Below are 24932 nucleotides of genomic sequence, written 5' to 3' on the forward strand. Positions count from 1 at the left end.
GATGACCGCCACCCCGGACGACGAGCCGGTGCACTACGCACGCCAGGGGCCGATCGCGACCGTCACCATGAACCGGCCGGACTACCGCAACGCCCAGAACTCCGCGATGACCTACGCCCTCGACCGCGCCTTCTACCGCGCCGCCGACGACGGCGAGGTCAAGGTCGTCGTCCTGGCCGGCGCGGGCCGGCACTTCTCCGCGGGCCATGACATCGGCAGCCCCCAGCGCGATGCCCACCTCCCCTTCGAGCGCCGGGCGGGCCTGTGGTGGGACCACTCCGACAAGGAGGGGGCCGAGAGCCGGTTCGCCCGCGAGTCCGAGGTCTATCTCGGGATGTGCCGCCGCTGGCGCGAGCTGCCCAAGCCGGTGATCGCCTCGGTCCAAGGGGCCTGTGTGGCGGGCGGGTTGATGCTCGCCTGGATCTGTGACCTGATCATCGCCGCCGACGACGCCTTCTTCGCCGATCCCGTCGTCCGGATGGGCATCCCCGGCGTCGAGTACTTCGCCCACCCCTGGGTGATGCCGCCGCGGATCGCCAAGGAGTTCCTCTACACCGGCGACCGGATGAGCGCCCGGCGGGCGTACGAGGTCGGCATGGTCAACCGTGTGGTCCCCCGCGACGAACTCGCCGTCCGCACCGAGGAGTTGGCGCTGCGTATCGCCGGGATGCCGCGGCTCGGGCTGGCCCTGGCCAAACGCGCCGTCAACCAGGCCGAGGACCTCCAGGGCCTGCACACCGGGCTGGACTCCGTCTTCGGCCTGCACCATCTCGCCCATGCGCACAACGCCGAGACGTCCCGGGACGCGCTCGGCGGGATGGACATCGCGCGGATGAAGGAGGCCGGTTCCTGATGGACCTGGACTTCACCGACGCCGAGGAGGCGTTCCGCGGCGAGGCCCGCGCCTGGCTCGCCGCGCACGTCCCGGCCACGCCGCTGCCGTCCCTGGAGACCGCGGAGGGCTTCGCCGCCCACCGCGCATGGGAGCGCCGGCTCGCCGCGGACCGCTGGTCGGCCGTCTCCTGGCCCACGGAGTACGGCGGCCGGGGCGCCTCGCTGCTGGAGTGGCTGATCTTCGAGGAGGAGTACTACGCGGCGGGCGCACCCGGCCGGGTCGGCCAGAACGGGATCAGCCTCCTCGCCCCCACCCTCTTCGCGCACGGCACCGAGGAGCAGCGCGCCCGCATCCTGGGGCCCATGGCATGCGGCGAGGAGATCTGGGCGCAGGCGTGGTCCGAGCCGGAGGCGGGCTCGGACCTGGCCTCGCTGCGGTCGACGGCCGTCCGCACCGACGGCGGCTGGCTGCTGCGCGGTCAGAAGACCTGGTCCTCGCGCGCCGCCTTCGCCGACCGCGCCTTCGGGCTCTTCCGCAGCGAGCCGGGCACCCCCCGGCCGCACCAGGGGCTGACCTACCTCATGTTCCCACTGGACGCCCCGGGGGTGACGGTCCGTCCGATCGGCCGGCTCGACGGCAAACCCGCCTTCGCCGAGCTCTTCCTCGACGAGGTCTTCGTCCCGGACGCGGACGTGATCGGCGAGCCGGGACAGGGCTGGCGGGTCGCGATGAGCACGGCGGGCAACGAGCGCGGGCTGACGCTGCGCAGCCCCGGCCGGTTCACCGCCGCGGCAGACCGGCTGACCGCGCTGTGGCGCGCCGGCGCGGCCCCGTCCGACACCGCGCTGCGCGACCGGGTCGCCGACGCCGTGATCGGCGCCCGCGCCTACCAGCTCTTCACCTACGCCAACGCCTCCCGGCTCGCCTCCGGGGCGTCCCTCGGCGCCGAATCCAGCCTCAACAAGGTCTTCTGGTCCGAACTGGACATCGCCCTGCACGAAACCGCACTCGATCTGCTCGGCCCGTACGGCGCCCTCGCCGATGACGCCAACGACTCGCCGGAAAACGGGAGTTGGGCGGAGGGCTACACCTTCTCCCTCGCCGGGCCGATCTACGCGGGCACCAACGAGATCCAGCGCGACATCATCGCCGAGCGGCTGCTCGGGCTGCCGAAGGGACGCCGGTGATGCACTTCCTCCTGACCGCCGAGCAGCGGGAGTTCGGCCGGACGCTGGACGGCATGCTGGGCGCCTGTGGAACCCCGTCCACCATCCGGGCCTGGGCGTCGGGCGATCCCAAGCCGGGACGCGAGGTGTGGACGCGGCTCGCGGCGGCGGGGGTGTTCGGGCTCGCGGTGCCGCAGGAGCACGGCGGGACTGGCCTGCTGCCCGTCGAACTGGCCGTGGCTTTCGGCGAGTTGGGACGTCATGCGGTGCCCGGTCCGCTGGCCGAGACGGTGGCAGCGGCGGCGTTCCTCGGACGCCTGGGCGACCGTCCGGCGGCCGCCGCATGGCTGCCCAAGATCGCCTCCGGCGAGGCCGTCATCAGCCTGTGCATGGACGGGCCGTACGCCCTGGACGCGGACGCCGCCGATGCCGTCCTCACCGTCCGGGACGACAGCGTCCACCGCACCGCACGCCATGGCCCCGTCCAGCCCTGCCTGGACCCGGCCCGCCGACTGGCCCGCCCCCTGGACGGCGCCCTCCTCGCCCGCGGCCCGGCGGTGACCGCGGCCGCCGCGCACGCCCTCGTCGTCGCACGGCTGGTCACGGCGGCCCAGTGCCTGGGGCTGGGCCGCGCCCTGCTGGACGGCACGGTCTCCTACGCCGGACAGCGCACCCAGTTCGGCGTGCCCATCGGCTCCTTCCAGGCGGTCAAACACCGCCTCGCCGACACCCTGATCGCCCTGGAGTTCGCCGAGCCGCTGGTGCATGCGGCCGCGCTGGCCCTGGCAGCGGATGCCCCCTCGGCCGCCCGGGAGGCCGCCGCGGCGAAGGCGGCCGCCGGCGAGGCGGCGTACGCCGCGGCCCGTACCGCGCTCCAGCTGCACGGCGCCCTCGGCTACACCGACGAACTCGACCTCTCCCTGTGGATCCGCAAGGCCCGCGCCCTGCGGGACGCCTGGGGCACACCCGCCGAGTGCCGGGCCCGCGTCCTGGCGGACCGGCCGGGCGGCACCGGCCCGGCGTACGCCCTCGGGGAGCGCGCATGAGCGAGCGCAGCGAGCTGGGGCACGAGCCCGGCGAACGGGGCCATCCGCGGGTGCCGTTGCGGCGCGTCGGGCGGGCGGACATGGTGGCGGAGCTGGTGCGTTTTCCGGCCTCGGACGCCTCGGCGTACCTCACCGGCGCCGAGATCGCCGTGGACGGCGGGCTGACCACCTGACGGAGCAACGGACCGGCCGGGCCGGCTGCGTCCACCCGCCCGGGCTCATACGTTCGGGGCCGCCCCGGTGGCCCGCCCCGTCCGCCGGCCGGAGGCTGGGAGCGCATCCGTCCACCGCAAGGGAGCCCCCATGGCCACCGCCGCCCCGCCCGCCCTCCGCTACGACGGGCTGAGCGCCCTGTTCATCAACTGCACCCTCAAGCGCTCCCCCGAGACCAGCAACACCGAGGGCCTGATCGACAAGAGCCGGGGCATCATGGCGGACGCCGGTGCCGCCACCGAGGTCCTGCGCGCCGTCGACCACGACATCGCCACCGGCGTCTGGCCGGACATGACCGAGCACGGCTGGACGTCGGATGCCTGGCCGCAGCTGTACGAGAAGGTGACGGCCGCCGACATCCTCGTCCTCTGCGGCCCGATCTGGCTCGGCGACAACAGCTCCGTCATGAAGCAGGTCATCGAGCGGCTCTACGCCTGCTCCAGCGTCCTCAACGACCGCGGCCAGTACGCCTACTACGGCCGGGCCGGCGGCTGTCTGATCACCGGCAACGAGGACGGCATCAAACACTGCTCCATGAACGTCCTCTACAGCCTCCAGCACCTCGGCTACACCATCCCGCCCCAGGCCGACGCCGGCTGGATCGGCGAGGCCGGGCCCGGGCCCTCGTATCTGGACCCGGGCTCGGGCGGCCCGGAGAACGACTTCACCAACCGCAACACGACCTTCATGACCTGGAACCTGATGCATATCGCGGCGATGCTCAAGGCCGCCGGCGGCATCCCCGCCCACGGCAACCGGCGCACGGAGTGGGACGCGGGCTGCCAGGGGGACTCACCCAACCCCGAACACCGCTGAACGCCGCCGCAGGACGGGAGACCGGGCGCCCTAGTGGGCGGCCTCCCGCAGCGCCTTGTTCACGATCGCCTCCAGACGGGCGTGGTGCGCGCCGCGCCAGTAGACCCGGCCGCAGGAGGTGCACTGCGCGAAGACGTCGTAGGTGCGCTGGGTGCCGCCCTCCAGACGCTCCTGGACGGAGTCCTTGTCGGCGTCCGTCAGGGCGCCGTTGCAGGCGGTGCAGCGGGTCCAGGGGGCCAGGGCGGGGGCGAAGCGCCGCAGGACGTCGTCGAGTTGGTCCTCGGGGCGGTCGCTGTAGACATAGGCGCCGGCCCAGATCTCGCGCCGGCGCAGCAGCCCGCGGTCCCGGGACAGGAGCACCCGCCGCTCCTTCGCCGAGTGGGCGGCGAGCGCGGCATCGCCCGGGTCCTCGTTGGTGTACGCCGCGTCGACGCCGAGCAGCCGCAGCCGCCGCGCCAGGGTGCCGAGGTGGACGTCGAGCAGGAAGCGCAGGGGCGCGCCGGGGATCTGCTGGGGACGTGCGACGGCGCACACCTCGACCCGTTCGTCCGCCCGCGGGATGTGGGAGACGGGGAGCTCTCGGCCGTCGACGAGCAGCCGGCCGACCTCGGTGAGCGGGACGCCCAGGGACTCGATGACATGACCGAGCGTGGCGGCCCCGTCGGTCACGACGCGGCGGCCCGCCGGGGTGCGGCCTGCCGTGAGGAAGAGGTACAGGTCGGGCGGGAATGTCACATGGATCTCGGGACCGTTCACGCGGCCAGCATGCCATCGGGGGCGGGGACGGGCCACGGAATACCCCCGGCATCGCGGCGGCCGCCGGGTCCACGACCGTTTGCGGGCCGGACCGTGCGGTCAACGTGCCTGATCCGCCCGCCCGTTGGGCCCGCAGTCGGCTCGCCTCACCTCATGACACCGGCGGGCTGAGCAACGGCGCCCCCTGCTCCCCCACCACCTCCTCCACCAGCGGCTGCTCGGTCCAGATGACCTTGCCGTCGCCGGTGTAGCGGGTGCCCCAGCGTTCGGCGAGCTGGGCGATGAGGAACAGGCCGCGGCCGCCCTCGTCGGTGGTGGCGGCCTGGCGCAGATGCGGGGAGGTGCTGGAGTGGTCGGAGACCTCGCAGATCAGCGAGCGGTCGCGGATCAGGCGGACGCGGATGGGGCCGGAGGCGTAACGGATGGCGTTGGTGACCAGTTCGCTCAGGATGAGCTCGGCGGTGAAGGCGGCGTCGGCCAGGTCCCATTCGACGAGTTTGCGCACCGCGGCGGCGCGCACCTGGGCGACGGCCGAGGGGTCGGCGGGGACGTCCCAGTCGGCGACATGGGCGGCGTCCAGGACGCGGGTGCGGGCGACCAGCAGCGCGATGTCGTCGCTGGGGCGCTCGGGCAACAGGGCGCGCAGCGCGGCCTCGCAGGTCTCCTCCGGGGTACGGCCCGGGTTGCCGCCCAGGGTGCGGCCGAGCTCGGCCATGCCGGCGTCGATGTCCCGGTCGCGGTCCTCGACCAGGCCGTCGGTGTACAGGACCAGCCGGCTGTCCTCGGGGAGCGTCAGTTCCCAGGTCTCGAACGGCATGCCGCCCAGGCCGAGCGGCGGTCCGCCGGGCACCTCGGCGAACTCGGCGGTGCCGTCGGGGCGCAGCAGCAGCGGCTGGCAGTGTCCGGCACGGGCGATGGTGCAGCGGCCGGATGCGGGGTCGTAGAGGGCGTAGAGGCAGGTGGCGCCGGTGATGGCGGCGGTGCCGTCGGCGTCGCCGGCTTCGTCCTGGTCGATCCTGGTGACCAGCTCGTCCAGATGCCACAGCAGCTCGTCGGGCGGCAGGTCGAGATTGGCGAAGTTGTGCACGGCGGTGCGCAGCCGGCCCATGGTGGCGGCGGCGTGCAGCCCGTGGCCGACGACATCGCCGACGACGAGGGCCACCCGGGCGCCGGGCAGCGGGATGATGTCGAACCAGTCGCCGCCGACCCCGCCGACGCCGACCGGTCCGGCCTGGGCGGGGAGGTAGCGGTAGGCGGCCTCGACGGCGTTCTGCTCGGGCAGGCCGCGGGGCAGCAGGCTGCGCTGGAGGGTGACCGCCATGGCGTGTTCGCGGGTGTAGCGGCGGGCGTTGTCGACGCTGACCGCGGCGCGGGCGACCAGCTCCTCGGCCAGGGAGAGGTCCTCCTCGTCGAAGGACTCGGGCTCCTGGGCCCGCCAGAACATCGCCACGCCCAGGATGACACCGCGGGCCCGCAGCGGGACGGCGAGCATCGAGTGGATGCCGTGGTCCAGGAGCCGCTGCGCCCGCTCGGGGTCCTGGCGCTGCCAGCCGGACAGCGCGCCCAGCTCCGGTTCGAGGACGGGTTCGCCGTTCGCCAGGCCCTCGCCCAGCGAGGTGCCCGGGTGGAAACGGATGACCTTGCCGACCGGGTAGAGGGCGGTGTTCTCGACGTCGCGGCCGCTGACGGCGGTGCGCCGCATTTCGGGGCCGGAGCCGGAGGGGGTGGGCTCCTCGCCGCGCAGGACGGCTCCGGCGAGGTCGACGGTGACGATGTCGGCGAAGCGGTGGGCGGCGAATTCGGCCAGTTCCTCGCAGGTGCGGACGACGTCGAGGGTGGTGCCGATCTCGGTGCCCGCCTCGTAGAGGAGCTTGAGCCGGCCGCGGGCGGTATCGGCCGTGCCGATGAGGGCCTGGAGTTCGGTGGTGTCGCGCAGAGTGGTGACGCTGCCGGGCGGGCCGCCGGCCTGGTCGGTGGAGCGCTGGTTGACGGCGAGCAGGCGGTCGCCGACGGGGTGCACCTCGTCGGTCGCCTGCCGCCCGGAGGACAGCAGCGCCGCGATGTCCGGGCCCAGCCCGAGGGCGGTGGCCTGGCGGCCCTCGACGTCGGCGGGCAGGCCGAGCAGCCGGCGGGCCTCGTCGTTGGCGAGCAGCACCCGGCCGCTGCCGCTGACGATGAGGACGCCCTCGCGGACGGCGTGCAGGACCGCGTCGTGGTGCTCGTACATCCGCGTCATCTCGGCCGGGCCCAGGCCGTGCGTCTGGCGGCGCACCCGCCTGCTGACCAGGGCGGTACCGCCGGTGGTCAGCAGCAGGACGCCCGCGGCGGCGCCGAACAGCAGCGGGAACTGGCCGTTGACCACTCCGCTGACCTTGCTGATGGTGATGCCGGCGGACACCAGGCCGACGATCTTGCCGCTGTGGGGGTCGGTGACCGGGACGACCGCCTGGATGAGGGGTCCTATGGTCCCGGTGATCTTCTCGGTGACGATGCCGCCGGCCAGGGCGGGGGCGAGATTGCCGACGAATTTCTTGCCGATGCGGTCGGGCAGCGGGTGGGTGTAGCGGATGCCCCGGGTGTTCATCACGACGACGAAGTCGACGCCGGAGCCTTTGCGGGCGGCTTCGGCGCGGGGCTGGAGCACGGCGGTGGGATGCGGGCTTTTGAGGGCCTGCTCGATCCCGGGGGAACTGGCGAAGGTTTCGGCCACGGCGACCGATCGGTTGCGGGCCTCGCGCTCCGAGTCGGTTCTGGACTGCAACACGAGTGCCGCTATGGCTGCGGCGACCAGCAGCACCACGATCGCCACCTGGAGGAGAAAGACCTGGCCAGCGACAGTTCGCATTCTCAGAACCGAACGCGGGCGGCCGTAGCGTCCGGCCATGTCCTCTTTCTACACCTCCCGCATACGGTGGGCGAGCCGCGCGATGCGGAGCGCAGCCGCTCGGGCTGCACCGCGACGGCCGAGTTCACGGGCATTGCGGAGTCGGTCCGATGATCCCGCGCGGTCGCCCGGTGCACCAGAGGGCCAGTAAACCAGTGGGTATGTTTCACGGCTATGCGGTTGCGGAGTTCTTTGTCCGCGGATGCGTATTACCGGGGCGTCGCGACCATGACGGGAAGGCTCCCCCTCCCACCGTGGGGGATTTGTCCGAGGAGGGTCGGGAATTACGGGGCATATGGCATTCGCGCCCGTCACCCTCCGCCATCCCGGGGAAACGCAATTGCCTCCCTTTCCCGCCGTTGTTCTTCACCGGCATGTAACTCTTGCCACAGGTTTGACCGGCGGAATTCCGGTTTTCGGCCGGTCGGGTGGGCGCGTCGAATACGTAATGTGCCTGGTCAGCCCGTATCGGCACAAGATCGGCGGGAGTGCGGGGAGCGGGGCTGCGGGGCCATGGACGCCCCTTCGGGCCGGCGATGCGGTATGAGACGTTCGTGGGCATGCATGTTGCTGAGGAGATCCGTGCCGAGGCGGTCGCGCTCATCGACCGTCATGCGCGCGGTGCGTGGAAACCCCATGACGCGGACCGGCGAGCCGCCGTGGCGTTGTTCCGCTTCCTTGAGACGGGGCTGCCGCTGACCGGCGAGCAGATCCGCTCCGCCCTCGTGCACACGGAGCCCCCGGCCGGTGCGAGCGAGGGCCTGCGGGCGCTGCTGCGGGCGACGGCCACACTGCTCGACGACACGGCAGTGGCCGACGGCCCCGCCGGGCGGGACGCCGTCGACCACGTGTGTCTGCTGCTGGACGCGCTGGCCCTGGCCCGGCCCGACGGGACGTAGCGGGCGGGCCAGGGGCGCGGATCGGTATCCAGCGGATCGGTATCTAGGCGTTCACCGGAGAGAGAGTGGTCTCCTCGGTGGGCGCCTGCTCGTCTTCCGGGACGGAGATCACCCAGTGGGTGTCCTGCCGGGGCCGGAGGTAGACGGCCCAGTACACGGCCGCCCCGGCGACGATGAAGCCGGTGATCAGCAGGCTCTCGGCGCTCTGCTGCCACAGCACCCAGACCAGCACGAGCACCAGCAGCGCCGGGACCGCCGGCCACAGCGGCATCCGCCAGGCCGCCCGGTGCTTGTGCGCCCCGCGACGGGAGGCCAGGGCGCCCAGCGCGACGAAGACGTACATGGCGGCCACGGCCACGCCGGTGACCTCGCTGAGCGTGTCGAGGTTGACGAAGCACAGCACCGCACCGGGGACGCCGACCACCAAGGTGGCCACCCAGGGAGAGCCGAAGCGCTTGCTGACGTGCGAGAAGGCGCGGTTGACGGGGGTCGGCCAGGCGGCGTCGCGGGCCGAGGCGAACACCACGCGGGAGTTCTGGATCACCATCACGATGGCCGCGTTGATGATGGCCAGGGCGATGCAGAGGCTGACGAAGGTGCCGATGGAGGAGTTGCTCCAGGACTGCACCATGCCGGCCACGTCACCGGCGCCCAGGGTCTTGAGGTCGGGCGCGCCCAGGGTGATGGCGACGACGGGGATCATGACGACCGCCGCGCCGATGGCCAGGGTCCACAGGACCGTACGCGAGACGTTGCGGCGCGGGTTCTCCATCTCCTCGGCCAGGTACACGGCGGTGGAGAAGCCCTGGAGGATGAAGAGCGCGGTGGCCAGTCCGGCGATGACCAGGCCCGCGGTGACCGGGCTGCTGTGGCCGTGTCCGGCGTCCATGACCGGGTGGACGAGCACCGAGGCGGAGCGGTGGGTATGGGTGAAGCCGAGGAAGGCGACGACGGCGCAGGCCACGACTTCCAGGACGAGGAAGATGCCGGTGATCCAGGCGTTGGCGCGCAGGTCCAGCAGACCCATCACGGTGGCCAGCAGCATGACGCCGGCCGCGGTCCACTGCGGATCCAGATGCACGATCGGGGCCAGATAGTCGGCGGTGCCCAGCGCGATGATGGGCGGCACGATCATGACGACGATCAGCGAGAGTATGAAAACCAGCCATCCTGCGAGCCGGCCCATGAGGGTGCCGACCATGGCGTACTCGCCGCCCGAACTCGGGATGAGGGTGCCGAGTTCGGAGTAGGTGAAGGCGACGCCGATGCACAGCACCGCGGCGATGGCGATGGCGAGGGCGGCGCCCGTGCCCAGGGTGGCGAACGAGTCCGGCACGATCACGAAGAGCGAGGACGCCGGGGTCAGACAGGACAGGGTCAGCAGCGTCCCGCCGACCACGCCGATGGAGCGGGTGAGTTTGGGGGCCGATTTCTCCGTCGTCTCGCGGACATCTGCGTCGGGGGCTGCGGAGGCAGCGGTCTGGCTGGGCATATCGGTCATCCGTGTCCCATCGGTGCTGGCGGCAGAACGGGGGCACTCTTCGACGGAGAGAGCCGCAAAGCGGGGGAACCCGGGGGAATCACCGGCTCCGCTGTGGTGACCGAATAAAACCCCTGCCGTCGACCGACGTCAAGGTCTTGTTAAGAGGGTGAGACAACGAAATCCGTTGCCTAATGGAAGCCAAGCAGGGCAATCGATGTTGGTTCCGCCGCCTTTCCCGCGGATTTCGTGGCACCCCGGGAGATGCGGATTCCGGCGCCCGAGCACCGTGACCCCGCCGAATCCCTTGCCGTCAAAGGGGATCCGGTCGCCGGACTGACCTTAACGTCAGCCTTCGCCACGGTTGCGGGCCCGCGCGATCAGCAGCGCGACATCGTCGTGGTCATGGCCGTGGCGCAGCTCGCCCAGCAGCCGGTCGCACAGCTCCTCCAGCGGCCGCTCGGGCTCGGAGAGCAGCTCAAGGAGGGTGTCGAGGCGGGTGTCGATGGCGTCCTCGCGGGTCTCGATCAGCCCGTCGGTATAGAGGACGAGCCGGTCGCCGTCGGCCACCGGCACGGTGGTCTGCTCGAAGGTGACGCCGCCGACGCCGAGCGGGGCGCCGGTGGGCAGGTCCAGCAGTTCGGGCGGCCCGCCGGGGCGGACCAGGACCGGTGGCAGGTGGCCCGCGACGGCGACCTTGCACTCGCCTCGGTGCGGGTCGTAGACGGCGTACAGGCAGGTGGCGAAGGCCGGGTCGAGGCCGCCGGCGATGTGGTCGAGATGGCGCAGCACCTCGGCGGGGTCGAGGTCGAGGTCGGCGAGGGCGCGGGTGGTGGTGCGCAGCTGGCCCATCGTGGCGGCGGCGTTGATTCCGCTGCCCATGACGTCGCCGACCACCAGGGCGGTCTTGTCGCCGGCCACCGGGATCGCGTCGAACCAGTCGCCGCCGACCTCGCTGGCCGCCTGCGCGGGCTGGTAGCGGTAGGCGATCTCCATACCGGCGGGCTGCGGCGGCCGGTGGTTCATCAGGTGCCGCTGGAGGGTCAGGGCGGTGCGGCGTTCGCTCTGGTAGGAGCGGGCGTTGTCGATGCAGACCGCGGCGCGGGCGGCCAGTTCGACGGCGAGCACCGCATCGTCCTCGTCGAACGGCAGCTGGTTGTGCAGGCGGTAGAGCGACAAGGCGCCCAGCACCTCACCGCGGGCGATCAGCGGCACCGCCAGATAGGAGTGCAGTCCGGCCTTTGCCAGGAGCGCGGCGCCCTGCGCATCGGCGGCGATCCGCGGCAGGTCCGCCTCGCCGACCTGGCCGACGAGCACCGGCCGGGCCTCGGTGACGCACCGGGTGATCAGCCGGTCGGCATCGTACGAGGCGATCTCGCCGGTGGGGTCGGCGGCGCGGACGGCCTCGGTGGGTCCCGCGGAGGCGACCGCGAGGGCCCGGAAGCGGGCCGCGGCGCCGGGCGGCAGCGAGGCGGGGCGGCGGCTGCTGAGGACGGCGTCGAGGATGTCCACCGCGGCCAGGTCGGCCAGTTCGGGCACGATGACATCGGCCAGCTCATGGGCGGTCTGGTCGACGTCGAGGGTGGTGCCGACGGTCGCCGAGGCATCCGCGATGACCGCCAGGCGGCGGCGGGCGCGGGCGGCCTCGGAGGCGGCGCGGTGCTGTTCGGTGACGTCCACGACGGAGGTGGCCAGGCCCAGCACCCGGCCGTGCGGGTCCTCCAGCCGGTAGTACGACACCGACCATGCCTGGTCGGCGCCCAGGTCGGCGCCGGTGCGGCCGACGGTGAACTGGTCGAGCAGCGGTGTGCCGGTGGCGAGGACCTCGCGCATCCGGGAGACGACGACGCCGGTGTCCAGGAAGGTCAGCGTTTCATGGACGCCGCGGCCGATGTGCGCTTCGGCGGGGAGGTTGTTGATGCGCTCCAGCGCGGGGTTGACCATCACGTACCGCAGGTCGGTGTCGAGCACCGCGAGTCCGATGGGCGACTGCGCCACCAGCCGTACGGACAGCGCCAGATCCCGCTCCACCCGGCGCAGCACGCTCTGGTCGGTGGCGATGCCCAGGGCGTAGGGCTGGCCGCGCTCGTCCTGGAGACGCATATTGCGGAATTCGACCAGTCGGGTGCTGCCGTTCTTGTGGAGCACGGGAAAGACCCCGGCCCAGCTCTCGCCGCCCGCCATCACCTGGGTGAAGAGGCCGAGCACCAGATCGACGTGTTCCGGGGGGACCAGCAGCTTCGCGGCGGGACGCCCGAGCGCCTCCTCGGCGCTCCAGCCGAAGAGTTTCTGGGCCTGGGGGCTCCACAGCGCGATCCGGCCGTCCGCGTCCAGCATCACCGCGGCCACGCCCAGGACATCGAGCAGGCCGCCGGGCCGGGAGGGGCCCGCCTCGGCCGGGGCCGCCCCCTCGGGGAACGCGTCGGTCGCACCCATCAAGGCACTCCTTCCGCCGGTGCGAGGTGCCCGACCGGCCGTGGTGCTCTCCGCGCCCGGCCGTCTGCGCCGTGCGTCCGCTGCCCTCCATCATCTCTCCACGCAGGAGGGCCCCGCAGGGAGAGCGGGATCTTCACAAAGGTGTCCTGTGGGGAGCCAGCATTATGCCCGCGGTAGTACACCTGGGCGACCTTGATGCGGAATTTCATGGGGTGGCGGATAACAGCCGTGCCGGGGCATTGGACTTGGTGATGTCGATCTAGCAGGAGTACGCTCACCCTTAGTTGCCTCTAGCAACTAAAGATTACACCCGCACCGCCGGGGCCCTGACCGAGCTCCGGCAACAGGAGAAGCCCCACATGTCCAAGGATGACCAGAACTTCCGCACGTACGTGGAGGAAAACCTCGATGCGCTTAGCACGCACCCGGACCGCGAGGCCCTGATCCACCAGGGCCGTCGCGTGACCGCGGGGGAATTTCGTGACCTGGTCCACCGCATGGCGCGCGCGCTGCTCGCCCAGGGCATAGGCCGCGGCCGGACCGTCACCCTGCTCAGCGGCAATCTGCCCGAGACCCTCGCCGCCCGCTACGCCGCCAACCTCGTCGGCGCCCGCGTCAACCACCTCTACAACAAGCTCTCCGCCGACGCCCAGGCCGCCATCGTCCGCGATGTCGAGACCCAGGCACTCGTCGTCGACCCCCGCCTGGCCGAACGGGCCGCCGAGGTAACCAAGTTGGCGCCGGTGCCCTGCGTCCTGGTGCTCGGCCCCGCCAAGGCGGGCACCGATCTGCTGGAGCTGGCGGCGCAGCAGTCCGCCGAGCCGCTGGCGAGCCTGGCGCGGCCCGAGGACATCTGCACCCTCCGGCACACCGGCGGCACCACCGGCCACCCCAAGGGCATCTGCACCACCTTCGAACAGGTCCGCTCGTTCAGCGGGGTGCTGCCCGAGGAGCCGGGGACCGAGCGCCGCCAGCTGGTGGCCACCACCCTCGCGCATGCCGCCGGTCACCTCGCCGACAACATCCTGCACGACGGCGGCACCATCGTCCTGCACGACGACTTCGACCCGGCCGAGGCGCTCGCCACGATCGCCCGCGAGCGGATCACGGACCTGTTCCTGCTGCCGCCGCTGCTCTACCAGTTGATGGACCATCCGGACGCCGCGCACACCGACACCTCCAGCCTGCGCATGCTGACCTACGGCGGCTGCCAGTCGTCCCCGGCCCGCATCGCCGACGCGGTACGCCGGTTCGGCCCCGTGCTGTTCCAGTTCTACGGGCAGAACGAGGCGGGCGGTATCTCGATACTGGCCCAGGACGACCACGACCTCGACCGGCCCGAACGGCTGCGCTCGGCCGGAAAGGTCATCGAGAGCGTCGAGGTGGCGATCCGCGACGAGTCCGGCCGCGATCTGCCCAGCGGCGAGCACGGCGAGGTCTGCGTCCGATCCGAAATGATCATGCAGGGCTACTGGAAGCAGCCGGAGCTGACCGCCGAGGTGCTGCGGGACGGCTGGCTGCACACCGGGGACATCGGATTCCTCGACGACGAGGGCTACTTGACCATTGTCGACCGCATCAAGGACATGATCGTCGTGGTCGGCGGCCATGTGTACACCACCGAGCTGGAAGACCTGCTCAACACCCATCCGCAGGTCCTCCAGAGCGCCGTCTTCGGCGTCCGCGACAGCGACCGGATGGAGCGGGTGTACGCCGTGGTGGTGCCCGTCCCGGGAAGCGACGTGGACGGCGACGCCCTGCGCGCGATGGTCCGCGAGCGGCGCGGTGCGATGTACGAGCCGGCCGACATCCGGTTCGTGGACGCGCTGCCGCTGACCGACGCCGGCAAGCCGGACAAGAAGCAGCTGCGCCAACTGGCCGAACAGGCCCTCTCGGGTTCCGGGGAGGACCGCGGCCAGGGCCTTTCCGACCCTGACCCATCGGACAGGCCCTAGGACCGCAAGGCGTCCCAGGACTCGGGGCCGCCGCCCCGCCATTCGATCAGGTCGGTCTCCTCGATCTCGATGTCGTCCAGGCCGACGTGCCGCAGGAACTTCACCAGGTCCTCGATGCGGTGGGCGACCCCGAGTCTGCGTTCTCCGGCCGTCACCCGCCGCGCCCCGTCCGGGCCCGGCGGGTGCACGGTCACCGTCACCTGCGGCGGCTGCACATCCATGACACCAGGGTGCGGGCGCGGGCTGTGGGCCGCACGTTCCGGGCGCGGCGGGCGCCCGTTCAAGGCGGGCCCTACAGCCGGATGACGACCAGCGCGGTGTCGTCGGTGGCCCCGCCCGGCGGCAGCAGCTCCGCCAGCAGCGCATCGGCCAGCGTCTCGGCGTCGGCGCCCCGATGACGGGTGAGGGAGTCGGACAGGCGGCCCAGCCCCACGTCGATGTCCTCGCGGCGGCGTTCGATCAGACCGTCGGTGTAGACGACCAGGACGGTGCCCTCGGTGAACGGGGTCCGCGCCTCCGGCCGGGGAACGTGCTCCGGGCGCGCCCCCAGGGGCGGATCGGTGGCCCGGTCGAGGAACTCCACGGTGCCGTCGGAGTGCAGCAGGGCCGGCGGCGGATGGCCGGCGCTGCTGTAGGTGACGGTGCAGGTGGTCCAGTCGACGGTGAGCTGCACCGCGGTGGCGGATTCGGCGCCGTCGACCGAGCGGGCGTAGAGGCCGAGCGTCTCCAGCGCCCTGGCGGGCCCGGGGGCGACCAGGGCGGCGGCACCCAGGGCACTGCGCAGCTGGCCCATCACACCGGCCGCGTCCAGCCCGTGCCCGACGACATCACCGACGCCCACCGCCATCCGGTCCCCCGGCAGATCGGTCAGTTCGTACCAGTCGCCGCACACGTTCAGCGCCCCGATGGCGGGCCGGTAGCGCACCGCCGCCCGGTGATGCCCCACCGGCCGCGGCGCGGGCAGCATCGCCTCCTGGAGGGCCAGCACCACCTCCCGCTCCCTGGCCTGGGCCCGGCGCAGCCGTTCGTTGATCTCCTGGAGCTCGCGGGCGCGGCTGTAGAGCTGGGCCTCCATCTGCTCGCGTTCCGCACCGGCCTCCGCCCGCCGCGCCCGGACCAGTTCGGTGACCTCCTCGACCCGGTGCACCAGCAGCTGCACCTCCCCGTCGGGGCCGATGACGGGCGCGTTGACGGCGCTCCAGTACCGCTCCTCGTACACACCGGGCCGGCCGGGCGCCTGCACGTCGTAGCGGTGCAGCGGCATGCTGTCCGGAGCGCGGGTGGCGAGGGCGCGCCGCAGCGACGCCTCCAGGCCGCGGGCGCCGGAGGCGTGCGGGTCGGCGGGGTTGTCGGGGAAGACCTCGAAGAGCGGGCGCCCGATCTGGCCGTTGCGCGGCCGTCCGGACAGGCGCAGATGGGCTTCGTTGACGTCGGCGATCACCAGGTCCGGGGTGAGCAGCATCGCGGCGCCCGGCAGCGCCCGGAAGACGGCCTCGTAGTCGATTCCGGCGGGCATGCGCGCTCACCCGTCCGGGGGCCGCGCCGCACGGACGGCGGCCGGCCCGTGCGGGGTCGTCCCGTCGTGTTCCACGGGCGGATTGTGTCCCTGCCGCCTGCCCGGGTGCATGCCGGGCACGGGGGTGCCGGGGCCCACGGGCGCGGCTGCGGCCGGACGGGCCCGGTCCGAGGCGTCCGCGGTGGATACCGCCGTTCGGGTCGGGCCGGGGGACGGCACGGGGTGGTTCACCGCTTACGGGCCCGGCTCGGCTGCACCCGGGCCGGCTCGCCCGGCATCTTGGGATGGTCGGGCGGATACGGCAGATCGCCCAGGCCCTCGTCCGACTCCTGACGGTCCGCCAGTTCCAGGAGGGATTCCAGGCCGAAGGCGTGCCCCTCCATGTCGGCGTGCACATCGCCCAGTTCGGCGAAGCGCACCGGCACGGTCCGCAGGTCGAAGTCCTCGGGCGCGGCATCCGCCAGCTCCTCCCAGCGCAGCGGGGCGGACACCGTCGCCCGGGGCCGGGCGCGCAGGGAGTAGGGCGAGGCGATGGTGCGGTCCCGGGCCATCTGGTTGTAGTCGACGAACACCTTGGCGCCGCGCTCCTCCTTCCACCAGGCGGAGGTCACCCCGTCCGGCCGGCGGCGCTCCAGGGTGCGGGCCAGCGCGATGGCGGCCCGCCGGACCTGGGTGAAGGTCCACTGGGGGCGGATGGGCACATAGACGTGCACGCCCCGGCCGCCGGACGTCTTCGGCCAGCCGCGCAGCCCGTGCTCGGCCAGCAGTTCCCGCAGGTCGCCGGCGACCCGTACGGCGTCGGCGAATCCGGTGCCCGGCTGCGGGTCGAGGTCGATGCGCAGTTCGTCGGGGTGGTCGGTGTCGGCGCGGCGCACCGGCCAGGGGTGGAAGGTCAGACAGCCCAGGTTGGCCGCCCAGATGACGGCGGCGGGTTCGGTCGGGCACATCTCGTCGGCGAACCGGCCGCTGGGGAAGGCGATCCGGGCGGTGGGCAGCCATTCCGGCAGCCCCTTGGGCGCCCGCTTCTGGTAGAAGAACTCGCCCTCGACGCCGTCGGGGAAGCGCTGCATGGTGGTGGGCCGGTCGCGCAGCCCGCGCAGCACGCCGTCGGCGACCGCGAGGTAGTACTGCGCGACGTCCAGCTTGGTGAACCCCCGCTCGGGGTAGTACGTCTTGTCCGGATGCGACACCCGCACCGTGCGCCCCGCGACGTCCAGCTCGACAGCTCCTGCGGCCATGAACCCACGCTAGGGCATGTCCGATGGGTCGGCGTGGCCAAGCCCGCGGCGTCGAGGGGGTACCTCCCTGCTCGAGCGCAGCCGAGAGCTTGGGGGCGCGTGCATCGCAAGGCGGAGCATTGCCCTCGGACCGGGTGTCCGTGGGTGATGCGACAACGCCGCGAGGTGCGGTGCCAGACGTCGCGGGCCCACGTCGGCCCATCGGACATGCCCTGAGTTCCGTCCGTCCCCGGCGCGCGTCAGGGCCGCCGGGCCGTCACGATCGAAGGCATGGACCTGCCCGTCATGCCCCCGGTCTCCCCCATGCTCGCCAAGCTGGTCGCCGGGATTCCCGCCGGTATGCAGTACGAGGCCAAATGGGACGGCTTTCGCGTCATCGTGTTCCGTGACGGCGCCGAGGTCGAGATCACCAGCCGGACGACCAAGCCGCTCACCCGCTATTTCCCCGAGGTCGTCGCCGCCGTGCGCGACGAGCTGCCGCCGCGGTGTGTCGTCGACGGCGAGATCGTCATCGCCCATGACGGCCGGCTGCACTTCGAGGAGCTGCTGGAGCGCATCCATCCGGCCGACTCCCGCGTCCGTACCCTCGCCGGGCGCACGCCCGCCTCCCTCGTCGCCTTCGACCTGCTGGCCCTGGGCGGCGACTCGCTGCTGCACGAGCCGCAGGCGGCGCGGCGGGAAGCGCTGGTGGCGGCGCTGCGGGCGGCCCGGCCGCCGGTGCACACCGCGCCCGCGACCACCGACCAGGAGCTCGCGCACACCTGGTTCACCCGGTTCGAGGGGGCGGGTCTGGACGGGGTGGTCGCCAAGCCGCTGCACCTGCCCTACCGGCCGGGCGACCGCGCGATGTTCAAGGTCAAGCACGCCCGTACGGCCGACTGCGTCGTCGCGGGCTACCGGCTGCACAAGAGCGGTCCGGTGGTGGGCTCGCTGCTGCTGGGCCTGTACGACGAGGCCGGGCAGTTGCAGCATGTCGGGGTGTGCGCCTCGTTCCCCATGGCCAGGCGGCGCGCGCTGGTGGCGGAGCTGGCGCCGCTGCGCACGGACGATGCGGCCGCGCATCCGTGGGGCGAGTGGACCGACGAGGAGGCGCATGCCACCCGCCGGATGCCGGGCGGGCCCAGCCGGTGGAGCGGCGGCAAGGACCTGTCATGGCTGCCGCTGCGCCCGGAGCGGGTGTGCGAGGTGGCGTACGACCACATGGAGGGCAGCCGGTTCCGGCACACCGCCCAGTTCCGGCGCTGGCGGCCCGACCGTACGCCGCTCAGCTGCACCTATGCGCAGCTGGAGGAGCCCGTCGGCTATGACCTCGCGGACCTGCTCGGCGGTCCGGACCAGCCTTGGGGCCGGACGCCGGGGGCCCACGCCGACCCTCCGGACGGGCCCTGAGCCTCAGCGGCGCTCGTCGGGCGGCCAGCGGCGCCGGCTCTCGCCCGGCGCGAGCCGGTCCACCACTTCGGCCAGCTCCGCGCAGGCGTGCTCGACCCGGTACCGGATGGCGAGCTGCTCGGTGATGATCGCGGAGAGCAGCAGTGCGGTGAGCGCCGCGGAGGCGTTCAGGGCCTGGAGATTGACCATGGCCTCCAGCAGGCTCTGGCCCTGGAACGGCCCGGCACGGTGGATTGCCGCGTTGATCGCCACGACGGACACCACCAGCACGCACGGCGCCGCCCCGGCCAGCTGGAAGCGCAGCGCCGCCACCACGATCAGCGGAAAGACCAGGAACAGCAGCGAGAGCGGGCTCTTGACCACGGCGACGGAGAGAGCGGCCGTACAGGCCAGCAGGGTGGTCGCCTCCGCCCACCGGTAGAGCGGGATGGCGCGCGGCCGGCGGAGCGTCCGGAAGGCCAGCACCAGCGGCGTGACGACGAGAACGCCCATCGCATCGCCGACCCACCAGGCCGCCCAGGTCCGCCAGAAGTCCCCGGTCGGCAGCTGGCCGGTGAGCACCTGGGTGCCGCTGCCGAACGTCGCGCTGATGACCATCCCGGCGAAGGCCCCGAGCAGCACCAGGGCGACGCCGTCGCGCAGCCGGTCCAGGGCAGGGCGGAAACCCACGCGCCGCAGCATCAGGCAGGCGCACACGGGAGCCAGGGTGTTGCCCGCCATGATGCCCAGGACGCCGAAGTCGAGCGGGCTGAGCGTGGCGACGATGGCGAGGGTGCCGAGGGCGAAGGCCGGCCAGGTCCACAGGCCCAGCAGGAGCAGACTGCTCAGGGCGATGCCGGTGGGCGGCCACAGGGGCGTGACCACGGTGTCGACGACCACGACCTGCTCCAGCAGCCCGATCCGCGCCGATCCGAAGTAGAGGGCCGCGAGGGCCACGATCGTCACGGCTGCGGTAGCGGGCCGCCGGAGTTCCTCGGTGCGCACCACAGCAGCCATCAGACAACGCCGCCCTGCCCGCACCGGCCGCGACACGCGCGCCCGCCGCGGGCTTCACCCGGCCCTGTCCGCCGCGTCGAAGCTGAGCACGATCACCGCGGCGTCGTCGGTGTGGCCGGTGCATTCGGCGATGTTCATCACCTCGGCGGCCACCTCGGCCGGATCGTCGCCCGCGCGATCGGCGACCAGCCGGGTCACCTGCGCCAGCCCCGTCTCGATCGCGAACGAGGGGCCCTCGACGACGCCGTCGGTGAGCAGCACGAACGACCCCGCCGTGGTGAGCCGGCGGCGGGTGACGGGGTAGGTCTCGCCCGGCACGATGCCCAGCGGCAGTCCGCCCTCGTCCTCGACGACGCCGTGGCGGCCGTCGGTGGTGGCCCAGATCGCGGGCACATGGCCGGCGCGGGCGCTGGTCAGCTCCCAGGTGGCCGGGTCGAACCGCAGAAAGGTGCAGGTGGCGAAGAGGCCGACGGCCACCGAGAGCAGCAGGTCGTTGGCGCGGCTGAGGACCTCGCCCGGATCGGCGGCATGCGGTGCGACGGCCCGCAGCCCGATCCGTATCTGGCCCATGAACGCCGCCGCCTCGACGTCGTGCCCCTGTACGTCGCCGATACAGAAGGCCAGCGACCCGTCGGGCAGCGGGAAGCCGTCGTACCAGTCGCCGCCGATGTCCAGGCCGTGGCGGGCGGGCGCATAGGTGGCGGCGGCCCGCAGCCCCGGTACCTCCGGCAGAGTGGCGGGCAGCATCTCGCGCTGGAGCGCCTCGGCCAGCTCCACCCGGGCCTGCTGGCGCTCGGCCCCCTCCCGCGCCTGGGCGGTGAGCCGGCCGAGGGTGGTCAGCAGATCGTCGGCGCTCGCCGACCGCGGGGGACGACGCCGAAGCATGGACCGCTCCAAGGTGCGTCGGGGCTGGGGCCTGTGTCGGAAGTCCCGCCGTCCGCCCGCGGGGCTGGGGGCACCTCCCGGACGAAGTCTGGGGGAGGGACTTCCGACACAGGCCCCAAGGGGCCTCTACGGGGTGCGATCCGCGCGGTGCGTCCTTGACCGGCCTCCTGACCTGGCGGGATCCGCGACCCCCGGCTTCATCATATTTCTGCGGGCCGCCTTCCGCGCGGCCGGCGCCCCGGCCGTACGGTCACGCCCCGGCGGCCGTGGGAGCCGCGGGGCGGGTCGCCGTCCGGTAGCCGACGCCGGAGCGTACGGCCCAGAAGAACACCCCGAGCGCGACGATCGCCACGGTGAGCGAGTCGTACGGCGCGGGCAGCCGTCCGGAGCCCTCGAAGGTGCCCAGCCAGGACAGCGCGGTCAGCACCACGAGGTACACCACCAGCCAGGCCCCGGTGCGCAGTTCGGCGAGCAGCGGACGCCCGCCCCGTCCGGTCCGGCGCATCGCCACGAAGATCAGCAGCCCGGCGAGCACCAGCGGCAGCGCGAGGCGCAGATCGCTCCAGCCCGACCAGTACACGAACTCGGTCGCCACCACGAAACTGACCGGTGCGATGTAGCGCAGCCCCGGCACCCAGCCCGCCATCCGCCCGCCCGGCTCGGCCCGGAACACCGCGACGGCGACCGCCGAGGCCGCATAGATCAGTAGGTACATGTCGCCCATCACGCTGACGATGTCCTGCCAGCCGCCGAACGGCAGCAGAAACACCACGATCACCACCAGGTTGACCGCCAGCGCCCGCCGCGGCACCCCGAACCGCTCGTTCACCTTCATGAAATAGCGCGGGATGGTGCCGTTCTTGGCGAGCGCATAGGTGTGCCGGGCGTCGATCGCCACGCCGACGTAGGCCGATCCGCCCGGCGAGAGGACGGCGTCGGCGTACAGCAGGCTGGAGAGCCAGTGCAGATTGAGGATGATCGCCAGCTGCCCGAACGGCGAGTCGAAGGAGACGCCCTTCCAGCCGCCGCCGAGCAGGCTCTCCGGCACCGAGAACAGATAGGCCACCTGGAGGGCGAGGTACATCACCACCGCCAGGCCGATTCCGGTGAGCACCGCGGCCGGGATGGTGCGGCGCGGGTTGCGGGTCTCCCCCGAGAAGTCCAGCGGCGCCTGGAAGCCGTTCACGGAGTAGACGATGCCGCCGCCGGCCAGCGCGGTCAGACAGGCCACATAGCCGTACGGGGCGAAGCCCCCGTGGTCCGTCAGCCGCCCGGAGTGCCAGCCCGAGGCGATCAGCGCGATGACCGTGACCACCGGCACCACGATCTTGAACACCGAGATGAGGTTGTTGAGTTGGGCGAACAGCTTGACCGCGAACCAGTTCAGCACGGTCAGCAGGACGCTCAGCCCGGCGGCCACCGCCAGTCCGGAGGCGGTGAGGGTGTGGCCGTTGTAGAGGGACGGGAGGTAGTGGGCGGCGTACTGCATGATGGCGCTGATCTCGGCCGCGGTGCCGCCGACGGACAGCAGCACCGACCAGCCGACGACGGTGCCGACCAGCGGCCCGCTGGCGTACAGCGGCCAGCGGACGGTGCCGCCGCCCTCGGGCCGCGAGGCGCCCAGCTCGATCATGACGAGGGCGACCAGGGTGCACAGCAGTCCCGCCCCGATCCAGGACAGCAGCGATGCCGGGCCCGCGGTCTGCGCCGCGTACATGGCGGCGAACAGCCATCCGGACCCCACGATGTTCGAGAACCCGATCCCGGTGAGCCCCCAGAACCCCAGCTCCCGTCGCAGCCGACGCTCCTGCGCCTGTACCTCCGGCGCGCCGGTCGCCTCGCCTCCGTCCGGCTCTCCCCCGTCTGACACCTGACGTTCCGTCACGTAAAACGGCCTCCTCGCATCCCTGTTCCAGCAGGTCGGAGCCTACGTGACGCGCTGTATGCCCTCGGGCCGGCGGGGCGCCGCGCCGCCGCCCGCGCGGGACACAAAAAATCCCCGAACCGAATTGACGGCCGGGGTATTTCACTGCGTATATTGGGCGCTTGCCTTTGGCCGAAATCAACGACAACTCATCACCCTTATGGCGTCAATGTATCCGAGCGGAGTCGAATTGTCAAACGCGCCGACCGAGGAATTGCGCACGGAGCAGGAATTCCTCGACCTGGTCCACGATCACCTCGCCGCACTGCGGGACGCCGCCGAAACCGCGGTCCGTGAGGCCCTGCCGGCGGCGGGTTCCACGCATCAGGCGCGGCTGGAACGCAATGTGCTGGTGGCCGAACTGTCCGGCCTTCTGGCCGCGTTCAATGCCGGCGAGAACGGCCTGTGCTTCGGCCGTCTGGTATTCCGTGACGGCGCCGATCACCACATCGGCCGGATCGGAATCCGGCGCGACGACGCGGACCGTACCCCGCTCGTCATCGACTGGCGCGCGGAGGTCGCCCGGCCGTTTTATCTCGCCACCGGCCACACGCCGATGGGGCTGCGCCGCCGGCGCCATCTCACCACCGAGGGCCGCCGGGTGACCGCCCTGCACGACGAGATCCTCGACCTCACCGACACCGCACGCACCGGCCACGAGGGCAGCGATGCGGACGCCGTTCTGCTGGCCGCGCTGGATGCCGCGCGCACCGGCCGGATGCACGACATCGTGCAGACCATCCAGGCCGACCAGGACCGGATCATCCGCGCCCCGCACCGCGGCGTCCTCGTCGTGGAGGGCGGCCCCGGCACCGGCAAGACCGTCGTCGCCCTGCACCGCGCCGCGTATCTGCTCTACGCCCACCGCGAGCAGCTGGCCCGGCGCGCGGTGCTGATCGTCGGGCCCAACCCGGCGTTCCTCGGCTACATCGGCGAGGTGCTGCCCTCGCTCGGTGAGACCGGTGTGCTGCTCGCCACGCCCGGCGAGCTCTTCCCGGGCGTCACCGCCACCGGCACCGACACGCCCGGGGCCGCCCGGGTCAAGGGCGATGCGGCGATGGCGGATGCGCTGGCGCGCTTCGTGGCGGACCGGCAGACCCTGCCGGACGGGCCGATCGTGGTCCCGCACGACGACGGCGATCTGGTCCTGGACGCGGACCTGGTGGACGAGCCCCGGCGCCGGGCCCGCGCCACCGGCCTGCCGCACAACCTCGCCCGCCCCCACTTCGCCTTCCGCATCATCGACGCCCTCACGGAGCAGCTGGCCGAACGCATCGGCGCGGACCCCTACGGCGGCGGGAACCTGCTCGGCCCCGACGACATCGCCCAGCTCGGCAAGGCCATCGCCGCCAACGCCGAACTGCACGCCGTCATCGCGGAGTTGTGGCCGACACTCACCCCGCGGCAGCTGGTGGCCGACTTCCTCGCCGAGCCCGTCCACCTGCCGCCGGACGAGGCGGCGGCCATCCGCCGCGACGGCGGGGCGTGGACGCCCGCGGACGTTCCGCTGCTGGACGAGGCGGCCGAACTCCTCGGCGACGACGATGCGGCGGCCCGCGCCGCCGCCGAGGCCGAGCGCCAGGAGCAGATCGCCTACGCACAGGGCGTGCTCGACCTCTCCTACGGCTCGCGCACCCAGGAGTTCGAGGACAAGGCCGACGAGGACTCGGAAGTGCTGGCCGCGCACGATCTGATCGACGCGGAACGGCTCGCCGAACGGCACGAGGAGGCCGACCACCGCAGCGCCGCCGAACGCGCCGCGGCCGACCGGACCTGGGCGTTCGGCCACATCATCGTGGACGAGGCGCAGGAGCTGTCCGCGATGGCCTGGCGGCTGCTGATGCGGCGCTGCCCGACCCGTTCGATGACGCTGGTCGGCGATCCGGCACAGACCGCGGAGCCGGGCGGCTGCGGCGCCTGGCAGACGGCCCTGGGGCCGTACGTCGGCGACCGCTGGGAACACGTCCGGCTCGGCGTCAACTACCGCACCCCGACCGAGATCATGGAGATCGCGGCCGAGGTGCCCCGCGCCGCGGACCCCTCCTTCGAGCCGCCGCGGTCGATCCGCTCGACGGGCATACGGCCCTGGGCCCGGCACACCGACGACCTGCCGGCCGCCGTCGCCGAGGCCGTCGCCCACGAGGCCCACGAGGAGGGCCGCTTGGCGGTCATCGCCCCCCGCGCCTGGCACACCGCTCTCTCCGCCGCGCTTCCGTCCGCCTCCACCGGCGCCGCCCCGGATCTGACCAGTCCGGTGGTGCTGATCGACCCCCGGCAGGCCAAGGGGCTGGAGTTCGACGCCGTGCTCGTGGTGGCGCCGGAGGAGCTGGGGGCGAGCGATCTGTATGTCGCGCTCACCCGGGCGACGCAGCGGCTGGGCGTGGTCCACCGCCGGGCGCTGCCTGCGGGGCTGGAAGGATTGACGGACGAGGGGACTTCGGACTCACCCGGCTAGGGCCTCCGATGGGTCAGGAGCGGGCCCGGCCAGGACCCCTTCG

At 72.6% G+C, this 24932-nt stretch carries 19 protein-coding genes; 9 read left to right on the plus strand and 10 right to left on the minus strand.

The annotated features are described in order from the left end of the window. The first annotated feature begins 1 nt into the window (after position 1). From SNA_RS16290 to SNA_RS16305, 5 genes are all read left to right on the plus strand, one after another. A complete protein-coding gene (locus SNA_RS16290) occupies positions 2 to 853 on the plus strand; it encodes an enoyl-CoA hydratase (RefSeq protein WP_044365597.1) in 852 nt (283 codons plus the stop codon). Then, positions 853 to 2022 carry an acyl-CoA dehydrogenase family protein gene (locus SNA_RS16295; protein WP_030071415.1) on the plus strand — a complete coding sequence of 390 codons (1170 nt, stop codon included), beginning with the start codon at positions 853 to 855 and terminating at the stop codon, positions 2020 to 2022. Before SNA_RS16290 ends, SNA_RS16295 begins: the two co-directional genes overlap by 1 nt. Further along, entirely contained in the window at positions 2022 to 3047 is a 1026-nt protein-coding gene (locus tag SNA_RS16300; protein WP_044365599.1) for an acyl-CoA dehydrogenase family protein, read from the plus strand. The genes SNA_RS16295 and SNA_RS16300 overlap by 1 nt, the downstream gene beginning before the upstream one ends. Continuing rightward, positions 3044 to 3220, plus strand: coding sequence for an SDR family oxidoreductase (locus tag SNA_RS39665; RefSeq protein ID WP_078969950.1), 177 nt, complete (start codon positions 3044 to 3046; stop codon positions 3218 to 3220). Before SNA_RS16300 ends, SNA_RS39665 begins: the two co-directional genes overlap by 4 nt. A gap of 130 nt (positions 3221 to 3350) precedes the next feature. Beyond that, positions 3351 to 4076, plus strand: coding sequence for a flavodoxin family protein (locus SNA_RS16305; RefSeq protein WP_030071421.1), 726 nt, complete (start codon positions 3351 to 3353; stop codon positions 4074 to 4076). A 30-nt stretch (positions 4077 to 4106) separates the two neighbouring features. Here SNA_RS16305 and SNA_RS16310 read toward each other — a convergent pair whose 3' ends face one another. Together SNA_RS16310 and SNA_RS16315 are read right to left on the minus strand one after the other, a co-directional pair. Beyond that, on the minus strand, positions 4107 to 4832 hold the full coding sequence (locus SNA_RS16310; protein ID WP_044365601.1) for a Mut7-C RNAse domain-containing protein: 726 nt from the start codon (positions 4830 to 4832) through the stop codon (positions 4107 to 4109). 151 nt (positions 4833 to 4983) lie between these two features. Next, on the minus strand, positions 4984 to 7716 hold the full coding sequence (locus SNA_RS16315) for a SpoIIE family protein phosphatase/ATP-binding protein (RefSeq protein ID WP_044365603.1): 2733 nt from the start codon (positions 7714 to 7716) through the stop codon (positions 4984 to 4986). Between the two features lie 560 nt (positions 7717 to 8276). Between SNA_RS16315 and SNA_RS16320 the strand changes: the two genes are divergently transcribed. Beyond that, positions 8277 to 8615: a hypothetical protein gene (locus SNA_RS16320; RefSeq protein WP_044365851.1), complete on the plus strand. Its 339-nt coding sequence runs from the start codon at positions 8277 to 8279 to the stop codon at positions 8613 to 8615. A 43-nt stretch (positions 8616 to 8658) separates the two neighbouring features. On the opposite strand, the gene SNA_RS16325 is transcribed toward SNA_RS16320, so the two are convergent. Both SNA_RS16325 and SNA_RS16330 read right to left on the minus strand, forming a co-directional pair. Continuing rightward, positions 8659 to 10116, minus strand: a complete 1458-nt coding sequence (locus SNA_RS16325) for an APC family permease (protein WP_044365605.1) — start codon at positions 10114 to 10116, stop codon at positions 8659 to 8661. Between the two features lie 327 nt (positions 10117 to 10443). After that, positions 10444 to 12531 (minus strand): SpoIIE family protein phosphatase, encoded by a 2088-nt coding sequence (locus SNA_RS16330; RefSeq protein WP_030071430.1) that lies wholly within the window; start codon positions 12529 to 12531, stop codon positions 10444 to 10446. Between the two features lie 359 nt (positions 12532 to 12890). Between SNA_RS16330 and SNA_RS16335 the strand changes: the two genes are divergently transcribed. After that, positions 12891 to 14486: an AMP-binding protein gene (locus tag SNA_RS16335; RefSeq protein ID WP_078969951.1), complete on the plus strand. Its 1596-nt coding sequence runs from the start codon at positions 12891 to 12893 to the stop codon at positions 14484 to 14486. On the opposite strand, the gene SNA_RS16340 is transcribed toward SNA_RS16335, so the two are convergent. The 3 genes from SNA_RS16340 to ligD all read right to left on the minus strand — a co-directional run bounded on the left by SNA_RS16340 (position 14483) and on the right by ligD (position 17240). Beyond that, positions 14483 to 14707, minus strand: a complete 225-nt coding sequence (locus tag SNA_RS16340) for a hypothetical protein (protein WP_044365607.1) — start codon at positions 14705 to 14707, stop codon at positions 14483 to 14485. The genes SNA_RS16335 and SNA_RS16340 overlap by 4 nt on opposite strands. A 71-nt stretch (positions 14708 to 14778) precedes the next feature. Next, the gene (locus tag SNA_RS16345; protein ID WP_030071432.1) at positions 14779 to 16002 is read right to left on the minus strand and encodes a PP2C family protein-serine/threonine phosphatase; all 1224 of its coding nucleotides are present in this window, start codon (positions 16000 to 16002) and stop codon (positions 14779 to 14781) included. 227 nt (positions 16003 to 16229) lie between these two features. Continuing rightward, positions 16230 to 17240, minus strand: a complete 1011-nt coding sequence (gene ligD, locus SNA_RS16350) for a non-homologous end-joining DNA ligase (RefSeq protein ID WP_030071434.1) — start codon at positions 17238 to 17240, stop codon at positions 16230 to 16232. 270 nt (positions 17241 to 17510) lie between these two features. On the opposite strand from ligD, the gene SNA_RS16355 reads away from it, so the two are divergent. Further along, the gene (locus SNA_RS16355; protein ID WP_044365609.1) at positions 17511 to 18629 is read left to right on the plus strand and encodes an ATP-dependent DNA ligase; all 1119 of its coding nucleotides are present in this window, start codon (positions 17511 to 17513) and stop codon (positions 18627 to 18629) included. A gap of 3 nt (positions 18630 to 18632) precedes the next feature. Here SNA_RS16355 and SNA_RS16360 read toward each other — a convergent pair whose 3' ends face one another. From SNA_RS16360 to SNA_RS16370, 3 genes are all read right to left on the minus strand, one after another. Next, entirely contained in the window at positions 18633 to 19616 is a 984-nt protein-coding gene (locus SNA_RS16360; protein WP_030071440.1) for an MASE1 domain-containing protein, read from the minus strand. A gap of 63 nt (positions 19617 to 19679) precedes the next feature. Beyond that, positions 19680 to 20510, minus strand: a complete 831-nt coding sequence (locus SNA_RS16365; protein WP_044365611.1) for a PP2C family protein-serine/threonine phosphatase — start codon at positions 20508 to 20510, stop codon at positions 19680 to 19682. 250 nt (positions 20511 to 20760) lie between these two features. Then, on the minus strand, positions 20761 to 22308 hold the full coding sequence (locus SNA_RS16370) for an APC family permease (protein ID WP_078969975.1): 1548 nt from the start codon (positions 22306 to 22308) through the stop codon (positions 20761 to 20763). 340 nt (positions 22309 to 22648) lie between these two features. Between SNA_RS16370 and SNA_RS16375 the strand changes: the two genes are divergently transcribed. Then, positions 22649 to 24889 (plus strand): HelD family protein, encoded by a 2241-nt coding sequence (locus SNA_RS16375; protein ID WP_044365613.1) that lies wholly within the window; start codon positions 22649 to 22651, stop codon positions 24887 to 24889. Positions 24890 to 24932 lie beyond the last annotated feature (43 nt).

The sequence above is a fragment of the Streptomyces natalensis ATCC 27448 genome (assembly GCF_000935125.1).
Lineage (GTDB): Bacteria > Actinomycetota > Actinomycetes > Streptomycetales > Streptomycetaceae > Streptomyces > Streptomyces natalensis.